Below are 13,406 nucleotides of genomic sequence, written 5' to 3' on the forward strand. Positions count from 1 at the left end.
ACGTGGAGCTTTCCCCGCTTCCGGCCGCCGGGGGACGGCTGGCCGCCGGGGCTGGAGCCGGCGGTGAGTGACAAGCACGAGGTGACGCTGTCCGCCTCGGCCGAGCGGGACCTGTCGAAGCTGGCCGAGCTCACCCGCGGCGAGGTCCGTCGGTTCCTCGACGGTGCCCTGCGCGACGATCCGCGCAAGGCCGGCACTCCGATCCCCGGCGAGCAGGTCGGCATGCACGAGGCCAGCGGGCGGACCTGGCGGATCCTCTACCGGATCGACGCCAACACACGCTCTGTGCGCGTTATGGTCGTCGCGCCGCGAGGTGCCCGCTCCCGGATCGTGCCAACGATCGGCAACGCCCGCCCCGCAACCGGATGGCGCCGGGTCTGAGCCCGGGCGGTCACGAGGCCCGGGCGGTCAGGAGACGTTGACGCCGAAGTCCAAGGCGATCCCGCGCAACCCGGAGGCGTATCCCTGACCGACAGCGCGGAACTTCCATTCCCCACCGTAGCGGTACAGCTCACCGAAGATCATCGCCGTCTCCGTGGAGGCGTCCTCGGTGAGGTCGTAGCGGGCCACCTCCGCGCCGTTCGTCGCGTCCGTCACCCGGATGAACGCGTTGCGGATCTGGCCGAAGGCCTGCCGACGCGAGTCGGCATCGTAGATGGACACGGTGAACACGACCTTCGCCGCCTGCGGGGTCAGCATCCGCAGGTCGACGTTGATCTGCTCGTCGTCACCGCCGCCGCCACCGACCAGGTTGTCACCCAGGTGYTTCACCGCACCGTCCGGACTCACCAGATTGTTGAAGAACACGAAATAGCCGTCGGAGAGGACCTGGCCGGCGTCATTCACAATGATCGCGCTGGCGTCGAGATCGTAGGCGGCACCGGTGGTCTGCCGCACCTGCCACCCCAGGCCCACCGTCACGGCAGTGAGGTTGGGGGCGACCTTACTCAGCGAGACATTGCCGCCCTTGGACAGCGACACGGAGGTCATATCCTCACCTTAGTACGAATGGTCCCCGCCCTGCCGACCGGCGGGCCCTACGGCTCGATCAGGCGCCACCGGTMTGGTGTTCCCGGCTCGGAACGCGCCGCGCCGGTTGCCTCCAGCGTCGCGAGGTACGACATCGTGTCCATCACGGCGTTCTGCAGCGCCACCCCCCGCAGGTTGCGGAACGGCCGATGCCAGGTCACGTATCCGGCGACGTCCCAGACCCGCGAGGCACCCGCGCGCAGTCCCTCGACGACCTCGGACAGCCGGCCGGCGTGATGCGCGTCGAGCTCCGCGAGCCGGCGCTCCAGCCCGGTGAACCGGTACTCGTGCGCCGGCAGCACCTCCTCGGCCGGCAGGCTCCGCAGCCGGGCCAGCGAACGCAGGTAGTCCCCCAGCGGATCAGGAACGGCCTCCTCCGGCGCGGATACCCCGACCGCCGTCGAGGGCAGGACGTGGTCCCCGGAGAACAGCAGCCGGTTGGTCGGCTCCCAGAAGCAGAGGTGTCCCGGCGAATGGCCCGGTGTCCACAGCGCGGTGAGATCCCAGCCCGGGATGTCCGGCCGGTCGCCGTCTTCGAGGAGGATGTCGGGTCGCGATAGGCCCGGGGCCGGCTGCTGGTAGCCCGCCAGCAGCCGCTCGGTCATCTCGGCGGGCGCCCCGGCCCGGATCATCAGCTCGGAGATCCGGTCGGCGTAACCATGTTCGAAGTGCCGGAGCATCGCCTCGTCCAGGCGATGCAACGAGACCCACGCCCCGGATGCCTCCCGGATCCGGTTCGCCAGGCCGTAGTGGTCCAGGTGCGCATGGGTCACCACGACGCCCCGCACGTCGGCCACCGACATCCCGATCATCGCCAGTCCGGCCTGCAGCTCGTCGAACGCCTCGTCGAAGTCCCAGCCCGCGTCCATCAGGAACGGGCCCGTGGAGGTCTCGAAAACGTACACGAACACGTGCGCCGGTTTGGCCCAGGGCAACGGGACGGGAATACTCCACAGTCCCGGACGCACCTGCTCGACCGGTGGCAGGGGCCGACGCCACCGCGCGGCACCGTCCCGGCCGGCCCGCTCCACGGCCGGCTGCGGCCCGGTCTGACGCGGCACACCGACATCCCCGAGAGCAGCGTCCACGACCTCACCCACCCGTTTTCTCCGGCGCCCGACGGCGCGTGCATCGCGTACCGCGGCGCCCCGGGCCTGCGGCACCCGTCTCTGGGCCTGCGCCACCCGACGGAACCTTGGCGCGTCCCGGCCAACCTGTCATGCTATACCGCGCCGCCCGGTACCCCCCGAACCGGGCGGCGCCATACTTTCCCACCGCCGTCACCGCCGTCACCGCCGTCACCGTCACCGCGCCGGTCAGGAGGGGCAGGGCAGAACGGTGAGGGATCCCGGTGCCCGGGAGCGCCGCCCGTCGAGATCGGTCACCGTGGCCGTGTAGGTGATCGCCCCGGCCACACGGGCCGGGCCCACCGGGCCGGACCACGTCGACCGGTTACCCGTCGCCCGGTCAAGGACCAGCGACACACTAGCCCTGCCTCCGTCGGGGAGGTTCACCACGAGCTCCGCGGCGAAGATGCCGGTCGCGTCCACGACGGACACCGTCACCGTGGACACCGTCACCGGGGACGCGGTCACCGGGGACGCGGTCACCCTCGCGGCCGGCGCGCAGCCGGACGGGTACAGCGTCGTCGGCGCCGCGACCATCGACACCACCTGTGGCGAGCCGTCGACCCTGGCGGTGACCCGCACGTCGCCACCGCCATCACCCTTGCGGGGCCTGACTGGAACGGTCACATCGATCGGTCCGGACGGTGCCGCCGCCCGATCAAGAGTGATCACCAGGGGGACGACGGCCCCCGGATCGATCCGCGACCGGCCGGGCACCACGGTTAGCCAGGACGGGCTGGCGCCGATCACGACGTCGACCGGCGCCGTGCCCTCGCCACGCAGGTCAAGCCGCCAGACGGAGTCGACGTCACCCAGGTCGACCCTGGTCGAGCTCAGGCTTAGGGCCGGGCCGGCGGGCCGCGCAGCGACCGGGACGGCCGGTGACCCGGGCGGCGGTCCGGTCCGCGGCCTCGCGGCGGTCGGGGCAACCCGTGGCGAAACCGACCCGATGCCGGTGCTCGGGGAGGCCGCGGACGCGGTGGAAAGGGCCGGACCGGCACCCGGCCGGGCAGTGACCGGGGCCGCCGTCACGTCCGCCGGCCCGTCCTCGTCACCGGGCGTGGGTGCCGGCGCTGCGACCGGCGCACCCGGCCTGCCTCCGGAGGAACCCGCACGATGGTCRCCGGCCATCCGCCCACGCACAACCACCAGACCCGCAACGATGACGACCAACACAGCCACCACAGCGATGATGCGTCCCCACCGGATCGGCAGGATCCGGCCTGAACGCCCCCAGGGAGAACGGTGACGTCCCGGCGATCCCGGGCCCCCCGCACCATCATGCGTCATCGTGACGAGATTAAGCCGACGGATTCTCGCTAGGGGACCAATTCGCTCGTTTCCGTCACGAAGTACGCCGAGATCTCTCTCGGCCCTCGGGTCGAGACGGGATGCCCCGATTCTCCCCATTGACCCCGTTGTCGCCGTTGTCGCCGTTGTCGCTGGCCTCCCGGCTCTCCCCGGTCCGCCGGCTGCGAGGCCTGCCGGGCGGCCCGCCCCGCAGCCGGCGCCCCCACCAGACCCACCATGCCAACGTCTGGGTCACCAGCGCGAAGCCGAACAGCAGATCCTCGACCGGAGCGTGCGCGATCCGCGGGCCGAGGATCCGGCGGGGGTCGTAGACGACGATGCCGAACCCGGTGAGGATCCCATTGGAGATCAACTGGAACAACGCGATGATCGCATAGGAAGTCCAGAAAACCCGCCGGGTCAGCAGCCGGGTCCGCAGGACCCACAGGTCCATCGCGATCGCCAACGCGACCCCGACGACCGCCAGGGCCGTGTAGCTCACGGCCGATCACCATCGGGAGTCCCATCGGAACGCGTCGCGCTCGGATGGGCGGGCTCGTCGCCGACGTCCCAGCCCCGCACCGCGCGCACGGCCTCCAGCGTCAGGATCGCGCACATCGGCACCACGGCGAAGAACAGCAGCTCCTCCAGGGGAAGGCCCCCCGGAAGCAGGATCCCGGTGATGCGGCGCCGGTCGAAGCTCCAGTGCCCCGCGGAGACGGCGAACAGGTCCCAGACAACGAAGATCACGATGACGGGGGCGAGGGTCAGCAGCAGCCGAACCGGCCGGGCGTACACCCGGGTGCCCAGAAACACCTCAAGCGGCGCCGTTCCGAGCAGGCATCCCGCCAGGACCGCGAGGTAGCTCAGATGGCGCATCGGCGGCTCGGACGGCGCATCGACAACTCTCAGACAGCTCTCAGACGCCGAGCGAGGGCAACAGCGCTCGCGGCCGGATCCTCGACCCCGGTGAGGCCCCGCACGACCACCACGCGGCGCRCTCCCGTCGCAAGAATCTGATCCAGGGTATCCGGACCGACGCCACCGGTGACGAACCACGGCTTCACGCCCGGAGCGAACGGAGGAGCGTGCCGCGCGGCCAGCCGGGGCAGACCCAGGCCGACCGGCGGCCGGCCCTCCTTGGTGGGCGTGGCGTGCACCGGCCCCACGCACACGTAGTCGACGTCGGGGTCGGCGAGCGCCGCGAGGAACTGGTCGGGATCGTGCGTCGACTGTCCGATCAGCACGTCCGGGCCCACCAGGCGCCGGGCAAACCGCGGCGGGATGTCGCCCTGACCGACGTGCAGGATGTCGACCCCGGCGAAGGCGGCGAGGTCGGCGCGGTCATTCGCGCTGACCAGCACTCCCCTGGCGCCGGCGGCGGCCTGCACCCGCCGCAGCCCGCCGAGCTCCTCGTCCCATTCGAGCCCCTTCTCCCGGAGCTGGATCAGATCGACCCCGGGGGCCTCGGGCGTGCCGACCACGGCGCTCAGGAAGGCGTCGAACTCGGCCCGACGCGGCGTGCACAGGTACAGGCGGGCGTCGGCCAGCCGCCGCAACCGGTCCGCCCGGGCTGGCCCACCGGCGCGCGGCGACGATCCCTCAACCTCCGGCGACAGCACGCACGATCTCCAAAATGTCGCCGTCGGCGAGCCGGACGGCGGGAATCTCGGACGGCGTCAGAGCCACGCCATTGTGCTCGACCACCACCGAACCAGACGGCAGGCCCAGCTCGGCGAGCAGGTCGGGCAGCGGCTGGCCACCCGGGATRCCCCGCGGCGCACCATTGACGACGACCCGCGCCCGGGCGAGCGGCTCCGGGTGCGCACGCGGGTGCAAGTGCGGCGGACGATCGACCATTTTTCGACCCTACGGGAGCAGCGCCCGCCGTGCGGGCGGTGGGTACGGCCGGGACCGGGCCGGGGCTAGAAGGCCGACGCCTGGGCCCGCCGTTTGACCTCCTTGCCACGGTTCTCGATAAGTGCCTGCATGGGGGTGCCCGGCAGACTCGGATCCTCCCGGAAGATCCAGTCGAGCGCATCCTCATCGGTGAACCCCGCGTCGGCCAGCACCGTGAGCAAGCCGGGCAGCCCCTTGACGACGGCGCCGTCCCGGATGAAATCGGCAGGCACCCGCAGGACGCCCCCCTCCCGCCGGGCCAGTAGCGTCCGGTCGCGCACCATCTGCCGGACACGGGTCACGGGAACCTGCAGCTGATCGGCGACGTCAGGCAGGGTCAGCCAGTCCATGGTCAAGAGTAAACACCTAAGTCTCGATGGCGTCGTATGGTGCCGGCGCGGCCGCGGACGTTGGCCGCGCCCCTCGGCGAGGGGATGACCAGGCGGTTTCCGGCCGGGACGGTCCGGCCGGAACGGGTCAGAGCGCAGCCACCTGGGCGCCGCCCGCGGCCGCCGAGCGCACCGCCGCCTCCAACACCGCGACCACCGGACGGGCGGTCTGCACGCCGTAGCCGGACAGCGGCCAGCCCGAGACGAGACAGTCCGCCAGGTCCCGGTGAAACGTACTGCCCGAGGTGGGTGCCAGCGGGATGTGGCTGCGCACCCCGTCATGGGTGATCAGCACGAGCGACCCCGCCTCCGCCTCGAGTATCTCGGCCTCGACCTCGGACCGACGACCGGCGTGCCGTCCCAACCGCGGCACCAGCTTCCCCTCCCCGTCCCGGAAAGCCCCGCCGTCCCGGAAAGCCCCGCCGTCCCGGAAAGCCCCGTCCAGGATCAGCGAGCCGGTGGACCCGAGCACCTCGAACCGCGGGCGCCGGGCCACCGTCAGATCGGAGACCGTGACCTGCGCCTCGGCCCCACTCGCGAAACGCAGCAGCAGCCGGCTGTGGTCAGCGTTGCTGACGTGGTGCCAGACCCGCTTGACGGTGGACGCGCTGACCCATTCGACGGGCTCGTCAACGAGGGCGAGGATCTGGTCAACGCAGGCGCTGCCCCGATCATGGAGCTGCCCACCACTGATCCGCTCGTCGTCGTGCCAGGTGCCRGCTGGCCGGCGGAAGCCGCCCCGGTGGGCGTCCAGCCGCAGCGGCTCGCCGACGGCGCCGCGGTGCACGGCGGCGCGGACCGCCCGGTAGCCCGGGTCGTCCCGACCCTCCGGATACACCGCGAGCACCAGGGACCGGGCCTCCGCGAGCTCCGCGAGCTGGTCGGCGTCCGGGGTCGACAGGCAGAGCGGGGCGTGCACGACGACGTGCTTGCCGGCCTCCAGCGCACGACCAGCCCATTCGAGACGGGTGTGGGTCGGTGTGGCCACGATGACGACCCCGAGATCCGGATCGTTGACCAGGTCGTCCGGGTCGTCGACGCGGCGCGGCGGGCGACCCGCCGCGTGCGCCGGGAGCCGGCCGGCACCGCCGTCGCAGAGGGCGGCGAGTTCCAGGCCCTCGGTCGCGTCCACCGCCGAGTGGTGCGTCCCGGTGATGTCCGGGGTGCCCAGCAGCCCGACCCTGGCCGGCGCGGCGTCGAGCAYGCCGAGGCAGTGCCGCAGCCAACGTCCCACGAGCCGCTGGTAGGCGGGATCGGCGAGCACGGCGGGACCGGTACCCAGGGTGAATATGCCGAGGCCCGTGGAGGGCCGCCAGGTGCAGACGGGATGCTCGCCCATCTCGTGCCGGACCAGGAGCAGCCGCTCCACGTCGTCGGCAATCTTGTCGGGGATGATCCAGCTCTCCCGGGGGCGGAAGTCCGCGGACCGGGCCATGACCGCGCCGCCCTGCGGCCCGACGGTCAACCGCAGGTCGTAGGGCGCGGTGGTCCGCCCCGGGATGAAACCGGACGCCTCGATGAGCGGACTTCCCGGCGGCAGCGCCCGCATGGTCGGCCCGGCGAGCAGGACCGGGACGGTCTGCCGGGCCCGGTCCAGCAACTCCTGCTCGACGTGGTCGAGCGGACGGTCGATGAGCACGAGAAGCGCGTCGGCCGACCGTGCCGAGGTCGGGCCGAGACCCGCTGCCCGCAAATGGTCGCCGAGCGCGTTCACACCGRCCAGGTTCGACACCAGGTGAATGCGAGGCACGTCTCCGCACTCTAGTGACTGTTCCCGACGTTCCGGCGATTGGGGTCATCAAACAAAGATCCAAATAAAGATCCGCGCAAAGATTTACACAAGGATGCATACATAACGCAATGCCGGGCAAGAGTACCAATGATCCTGATATCCAGAAATCCCGCCGTCCGGCCGATCGGAACGCCTGGAACGCCTGGAACGCCTGGAAAATCCGGAGCACCGGGAACACCGGGTCGTCACCGGGCGTCATCGACTTGCCGCGGCCAGTTCCTTCATCGACACGGAGATATCGGCGAAAYGCTCCCGATCCGGGATACCGTCGGCCGCCATCAACCGGCGACCGGCGACCATGTCCATCGGGCGCCCCACAGTGRCCAGCGCCTCGAGACGGCCGTCCGGGGCGAACCACCCGGCCGACCAGCCAGACGGACGCCCGCCGTCGGGCGGCACGACGACGCCCGGATCGCCCCGGAACACCGGGGCAGCCTCTGCCGAAGGGAGTCCCGCGAACTGCACCATGCGGCCGAACTGTTCCGACCAGAAGTAGGGCACCGGGTCATAGACGGCCTCCCCGCCGAGCAGCGTGCTGACCGCGACCGCGGGCGACTGCTGGGCGCAGTCCCAGTGCTCGACCCGCAGCCGCCGACCGTAGCGACGCGACCACCAAGCAGCACAGTCACCGACCGCGACCACCGGCGGCCGGTCGCCGTCGGCACCGTCGGCACCATGGGTCCACCGGGCGGCGAGATGCTCGTCAACCACGACTCCCCGGTCGAGGGCGAGCCCGGAACCGGCGAGCCAGGCGGTGCCGGGCCGCACCCCGACGCCGACGACAACCTCGTCCGCAATCAGCTCCTCACCGCCAGCCAGCACCAGCCCGTCGGGGGTGACCCGCTCCACGGCCGTGGCCAGGCGCAGGGTAACCCCGGCCCGGGCGTACCACGCGATCGTGCACCGGCCCACCTGCGCGCCGAGCGCGGCGAACAGCGGCGAGGCGGCTGCCTCCACGACGGTGACCTCGGCACCGATCGCTGCCGCCGCCGTGGCGACCTCCGCGCCGATCCAGYCGGCACCAACGATGACGAGCCGGACGCCGGGACGCAGGGCGCCACGCAGATCCCGGGCGTCGTCAATGGAACGCAGGACCCGCTGTGGGCCGTCGCCCGGCAGGGTTACCGGGTCGGCTCCCGTCGCCAGCACCAGGCCGTCGTAGTCCAGCGGCCCCGCGTCGGTCTCCACAGTGCCCGGTCGCAGGCCCGTCGCCCGCCGTCCGAGGCGCACCTCGACCCCGTCGAGGTCGAAGGGCAACGTCGTGTCGTCGATGCGGCCGGAGAGCACCGCCTTGGACAGCGGCGGACGATCGTAGGGCCGGTGCGGCTCCGCCCCGAGCAGGATCACCTCTCCCGCGAAACCACGCGCGCGCACCTCGGCGGCGGCCCGGCCCCCCGCCATTCCCGCGCCCACGACGACTATTCGCTGCATTCGAGCAGACTATCGACGACCCGCGACGCCGGGCCGCCGTCACCGCACCGGGTCGACAAGCGGAAAGGCGTCCTTCCACACCGGCTCGTACCCGGCTTCGGCGAGCATCGCGGCGATCTGTGCCGGCGAACGCTCGTCGGAGATCGAGAACTGTTCCTGGGCCGTGCCGGGCGTGGTGTAGCCGCCGGGTTCGGTGGAGGAGCCGGCGCTCATGGTGGTCACGGCGATGCGGACGAGCCCGTCGCGCAGCACCGCCGGCTCCCGGGTCGACAGCGACAGCGCGAGGTCCGGCTCGAACAGGCGCAGGGCCGCGTACGCCTGGACGAACTCCGCGTCGTCAACGACGACGACCGGCGGGAACCCGCTGGCACTCGGCTTGATGCGCGGCAGCGCGATCGAGACCTCGGTCCGCCAGTAGCGACGGGAGAGAAAGGAGGCGTGCGCGGCCAGCGCGAGCACGTCAGCGCGCCAGTCCGGGGCGAGCCCGAGCAGCGCGCCGATCCCGAGCCGGCGCACCCCGGCCCGCGCGGCCCGTTCGAACGAGGACAGCCGCCGGTCGTAGTCACGCTTCCAGCCGGCGACGTGCACCTCGGCGTAGCGGGCCCGGTCGTAGGTCTCCTGGTAATGGACGACTCCCTCCAACCCGGCACGCACCAGCCGGGCATAGGTGTCGTCCGACCAGGTCTGGGTCTCGATGCTGATCGAGGGGAACATCGGCCGTAGCCGCTCGACCACCGCGACGAGGTAGTCGGCCGATACCTCGACGCGATGCTCGCCGGAGACGAGCAGCAGATGACGGAACCCCCGGTCGACCAGCAGGCGTCCCTCCGCCACCACCTCCTCAAGGTCCAGCGTGCGGCGCACCACCGGCAGGCCCTTGGCGAAGCCGCAGTAGGTGCAGGACGACAGGCAGGCGTTCGACACGTACATCGGGGCGAACAGCCGGACCGCCCGACCGAACCGGAGCAGGGTCGCCTCCCGGGCGGYAATCGCCAGCTCCTCCAACCGGGCGGTGGCCGCGGGTGAGAGCAGGATCGCCAGCTCCGCGAGACCGATCCGGGGGGTGGCCGACCCACCGGATCCGGGCCGAACCCGCCGCAGCACCGTGTCCACCTCGGCGGACGTGGCCCGCCGCGACATCGCGGACAGCCCGGCCAGGTCGTGACCGGCAAGTTCGCGCGCGAACTCCCCTGGCGGGGCGCTCACCTGGACGCCTCGCCCACCACCGCAGCCGGGGACGTCGCCCGGGACACCGAGGGCACGGGCGACGCCGGTGACGGGTGGGACGCCGGTGACGGGTGGGCGCCGAGGAACCCGGTGAGCGGGGAGGAGGCGGACGCCACCGTGGCCGGGCCGGCAGCCCCTCGGCCGGCCAGGAAACCCAACCGGCCGGCGGCGGTGGCGAGCGCGAAGGCCCGCGCCATGCGCGCCGGATCGGCGGCCACCGCGATAGCGGTGTTGACCAGCACCGCGGCCGCGCCGATCTCCATCGCCTCGGCCGCGTCCGAGGGCACCCCGAGCCCGGCGTCCACGACCACCGGCACCCCGGCGCTCGCCACGATTGCCTCGATCGCGTCCCGGGTGCGCAGCCCGCGGTTCGAGCCGATCCAGCTGCCCAGCGGCATCACGGTGGCGCAGCCGACCTCCTCCAGCCGGCGGGCCAGCACCGGGTCGGCCGAACAGTAGGGCAGGACCGTGAAGCCGTCGGCCACCATGAGCTCGGCGGCGCGCAGGGTCTCCAGCGGATCCGGCGCCAGGGTGCGCGGATCCGGGGTGACCTCCAGCTTGACCAGACCGGTGCCCGTCGCCGCCCGCCCGAGGCGGGCCAGCCGCAGCGCCTCGGCCGCGTCCACCGCGCCCGAGGTGTTGGGCAGCAGGGTCATCGACGGCGGGATGAAGTCGAGAACGTCGCCGTCACCGATCCGGCCGATGTCGACCCGGCGCAGCGCCACGGTGACGATGGTGGCACCGGATGCGACGAGGCTGTCCCGCATCACCCGGTGACTCGCGAACTTCCCGGTGCCGATCAGCAGCCGGCTGCCGTAGGCCCGCCCGGCGATGACGAGATCGTCCGCCCCCGCGGCACCGGGTCCGGCCTCACCACCACCCCCGCCGCCGACGGCGGAACCTTCACCGGCGAGGCCATCGGGACAGGAACCGTCGGGGGGAGAATCGCCGGGACGGGAACCGGCAGGACGTAGGGGGTGCTGCGACACGATCTTTCATCCTCCCCACGCGCGCATGACCGCGATCGGGTATACGGGTCGCCGACGGGATACTGGCCAGCCTCTCAGCCCACGTCCGTGGGCTCCCCGGAGCAATCGACAGTGTAACCGCTGCTTCCTGGCCGCGGCTTCGGGTGTCCCGCCGCGACGCCGATCTGCGACGCCGATCTGCGACACTGATCCACGCCCGTCGACGATCATCGCGGCCTTGAGAACCGATTCAATGTGGGCACCCGGGTTTCACCCGGTGGACACCATGCTGCGCGACGAGGTACTTCTCGCTCGAACGACGTATCCGGGTTAACCTCGCGGGGCTCGGTAGCGGCATCCTTCGACAACGATCGTAAACTCTCCCTCGTGGATGCCACCGTGGCCGACCCCGTCGTAGGTCGGCTTCTCGACGGCCGCTACACGGCGCAGGAACGGCTCGCCGTCGGCGGGATGGCGACGGTGTACGTCGCGCACGACAACCGGCTGGACCGGCTCGTCGCCCTCAAGGTCATGCATCCCACTCTCAATCACGACCCGGAGTTCGTCACCCGTTTCCATCGCGAGGCCAAGGCCGTGGCACGGCTCAACACCCCGCGCGTCGTCTCCATCCTCGACCAGGGTTCCGACCACATCCCCGCCGGTCTGGTCAACTACCTGGTGATGGAGCTGGTGCGCGGCCGGTCGCTGCGCCAGCACCTGGGCGCCCGGGGTCGGCTCCCGGTCACCGAGGCCATCGAGATCATCGAGCCYGTGATCGAGGCCCTCGCCGCCGCGCATGCCGCCGGCATCATCCACCGCGACATCAAGCCCGAGAACATCCTGCTCGGTGACGACGGCCAGGTGAAGGTCGCGGACTTCGGCCTCGCCCGTCCGGTGAGCCAGCCCACCCAGGCACTCACCGGCGGCGTGGTGATGGGCACTGTCGGGTACCTCGCCCCCGAGCAGGTCACCCACGGCGTCGCCGACACCCGCAGCGACGTCTACGCCGCCGGTGTGGTGCTCTTCGAATCCCTGACCGGGCAGCTCCCGCACAGCGGCGCCACCCCGATGTCGGTGGCCTACCAGTCGGTCCACGGCGACGTGCCGGCGCCGTCCACCATGATCGAGGGCATTCCCGCCGAGCTGGACGGTCTTGTTCTCCGGGCCACCGCCCGCGACCCGGCGCGCCGGCCGGTCGATGGTGCGGCCCTGCTGGCGGAGCTGCGGCGCATCGAGCCGTTCCTGCCCCCGCAGGACGCCTACCCGAGCGGGTTCACCGGCGAGATCGAACGGATCGGGTTGGCCGAGCGGCCTTCAGGGGCCCGGGAGCCCGGGTACCCCCAGGAGCCCGGGTACACCCAGGAGCCCGGGTACACCCAGCCGTTCCAGGCCGAGGACTACGACGACTCCCGGGGCGCCGGGCCGGGGGCCGCCGCGGAGCGCGCGTTCGCCGGTGCCGGGCCGGGCCAGCCAGGCACCGGCGCGCTCTATCGATCCGCCTCCCCGCCCTCGCCGACCGCCACGGCCTATCTCGGGGGCGGTGGCGGGCGCGGGCGGCGACGGGCCGCCGCATCGCCACGCTCCCGAGGGCTCATCCCGGTCGTCGTCGGTGGCATGGCCGTCCTGGTCCTGCTGCTCGGGATCCTCGCGTTCCGTTCCCTGTCCGGCGGAGGGACCGAGGTCCCGCTGCTGACGAACCTGAGCAGATCCGACGCCGAGAAAATGCTGCGCGACGCCGGCTTCCAGTTCACCTACCTCGACCCGGTCGCCAGCGCCACGGTACCGGTCGGCCACGTCGCCCAGCAGGATCCCCGGGACGGATCGAAGGTCGACAAGGGCGCGCTCATCACCCTGCGGCTGAGCTCCGGCCCCGCGACGGTGCGCGTGCCGGACCTGGCGAACCTCACCGAGACCCAGGCCAAGGCCCGGCTGGCCGAAGTGGACCTGACCCTCGGCGGCCTGAGCCCACAGTCCAGTGACACGGTGCCGGCGGGCCATGTGATCGGTACGAACCCCGGGGCCGGCACCGCGCTCAAGCCGAAGGACCAGGTCGTCGTGATCACTTCGACGGGCCCCGCGACGAAGCCGGTGCCGGCCGACATCATCGGCAAGTCGTTCGAGGAGGCCAAGGCCGAGCTCGTCGGCCTGAACATCGGCCTCGTGGTGCAGCGCACCGACGCCGTGAACGACGCCGTGCAGCCCGGTGAGGTCTTCGGGGTCTCTCCCGACGTGGGGCAGCCGATCTCACCCGGCG

At 71.9% G+C, this 13,406-nt stretch carries 13 protein-coding genes, 1 pseudogene and 1 riboswitch; of the genes and pseudogenes, 2 read left to right on the top strand and 12 right to left on the bottom strand.

Going from position 1 to position 13,406, the window contains the following annotated elements; genetic code table 11:
- Positions 1-63: 63 nt before the first annotated feature.
- On the top strand, positions 64-381 hold the full coding sequence (locus KBI5_RS04830; RefSeq protein ID WP_011437449.1) for a hypothetical protein: 318 nt from the start codon (positions 64-66) through the stop codon (positions 379-381).
- Positions 382-408: 27 nt separating this feature from the next.
- Here the strand turns inward: KBI5_RS04830 and KBI5_RS04835 are convergent, their stop codons facing one another.
- The 12 genes and pseudogenes from KBI5_RS04835 to KBI5_RS04890 all read right to left on the bottom strand — a co-directional run bounded on the left by KBI5_RS04835 (position 409) and on the right by KBI5_RS04890 (position 11,017).
- Entirely contained in the window at positions 409-990 is a 582-nt protein-coding gene (locus tag KBI5_RS04835; protein ID WP_011437450.1) for a TerD family protein, read from the bottom strand.
- 47 nt (positions 991-1,037) lie between these two features.
- Positions 1,038-2,129, bottom strand: a complete 1,092-nt coding sequence (locus tag KBI5_RS04840; protein ID WP_085014427.1) for an MBL fold metallo-hydrolase — start codon at positions 2,127-2,129, stop codon at positions 1,038-1,040.
- 216 nt (positions 2,130-2,345) lie between these two features.
- Positions 2,346-3,338, bottom strand: a complete 993-nt coding sequence (locus KBI5_RS04845) for a hypothetical protein (RefSeq protein ID WP_241882657.1) — start codon at positions 3,336-3,338, stop codon at positions 2,346-2,348.
- A 316-nt stretch (positions 3,339-3,654) separates the two neighbouring features.
- Positions 3,655-3,948: pseudogene (locus KBI5_RS04850) on the bottom strand (lycopene cyclase domain-containing protein); the annotation flags it as partial.
- Positions 3,945-4,325, bottom strand: coding sequence for a lycopene cyclase domain-containing protein (locus KBI5_RS04855; protein ID WP_011437454.1), 381 nt, complete (start codon positions 4,323-4,325; stop codon positions 3,945-3,947). The pseudogene KBI5_RS04850 and the gene KBI5_RS04855, both read right to left, overlap by 4 nt.
- Before the next feature lie 29 nt (positions 4,326-4,354).
- A complete protein-coding gene (locus KBI5_RS04860) occupies positions 4,355-5,068 on the bottom strand; it encodes a thiamine phosphate synthase (protein ID WP_085014429.1) in 714 nt (237 codons plus the stop codon).
- Entirely contained in the window at positions 5,049-5,306 is a 258-nt protein-coding gene (gene thiS / locus KBI5_RS04865) for a sulfur carrier protein ThiS (RefSeq protein ID WP_011437456.1), read from the bottom strand. Before thiS ends, KBI5_RS04860 begins: the two co-directional genes overlap by 20 nt.
- Positions 5,307-5,371: 65 nt before the next feature.
- A complete protein-coding gene (locus tag KBI5_RS04870; protein ID WP_023841271.1) occupies positions 5,372-5,695 on the bottom strand; it encodes an Rv2175c family DNA-binding protein in 324 nt (107 codons plus the stop codon).
- A gap of 127 nt (positions 5,696-5,822) precedes the next feature.
- Positions 5,823-7,484, bottom strand: coding sequence for a Gfo/Idh/MocA family oxidoreductase (locus KBI5_RS04875; RefSeq protein ID WP_085014430.1), 1,662 nt, complete (start codon positions 7,482-7,484; stop codon positions 5,823-5,825).
- Positions 7,485-7,721: 237 nt separating this feature from the next.
- Positions 7,722-8,957: an FAD/NAD(P)-binding oxidoreductase gene (locus KBI5_RS04880; RefSeq protein WP_085014431.1), complete on the bottom strand. Its 1,236-nt coding sequence runs from the start codon at positions 8,955-8,957 to the stop codon at positions 7,722-7,724.
- A gap of 39 nt (positions 8,958-8,996) precedes the next feature.
- Positions 8,997-10,163, bottom strand: coding sequence for a 2-iminoacetate synthase ThiH (gene thiH, locus KBI5_RS04885; protein WP_085014432.1), 1,167 nt, complete (start codon positions 10,161-10,163; stop codon positions 8,997-8,999).
- The gene (locus KBI5_RS04890) at positions 10,160-11,017 is read right to left on the bottom strand and encodes a thiazole synthase (protein ID WP_232235029.1); all 858 of its coding nucleotides are present in this window, start codon (positions 11,015-11,017) and stop codon (positions 10,160-10,162) included. Before KBI5_RS04890 ends, thiH begins: the two co-directional genes overlap by 4 nt.
- A 151-nt stretch (positions 11,018-11,168) precedes the next feature.
- Positions 11,169-11,282: riboswitch (TPP riboswitch) on the bottom strand.
- Between the two features lie 269 nt (positions 11,283-11,551).
- On the opposite strand from KBI5_RS04890, the gene KBI5_RS04895 reads away from it, so the two are divergent.
- Positions 11,552-13,406: PASTA domain-containing protein (locus tag KBI5_RS04895; RefSeq protein ID WP_241882658.1), on the top strand; the 1,855-nt coding region annotated here is incomplete at its 3' end.

Origin of the sequence: Frankia sp. KB5 (assembly GCF_002099325.1) — a bacterium.
Classification (GTDB): Bacteria; Actinomycetota; Actinomycetes; order Frankiales; family Frankiaceae; genus Frankia; species Frankia casuarinae.

Bases quoted from the DNA above. Each gene is read 5' to 3' on its own strand.
- KBI5_RS04855 (WP_011437454.1), bottom strand. From the start codon at position 4,325: ATGCGCCATCTGAGCTACCTCGCGGTCCTGGCGGGATGCCTGCTCGGA.
- KBI5_RS04870 (WP_023841271.1), bottom strand. From the start codon at position 5,695: ATGGACTGGCTGACCCTGCCTGACGTCGCCGATCAGCTGCAGGTTCCC.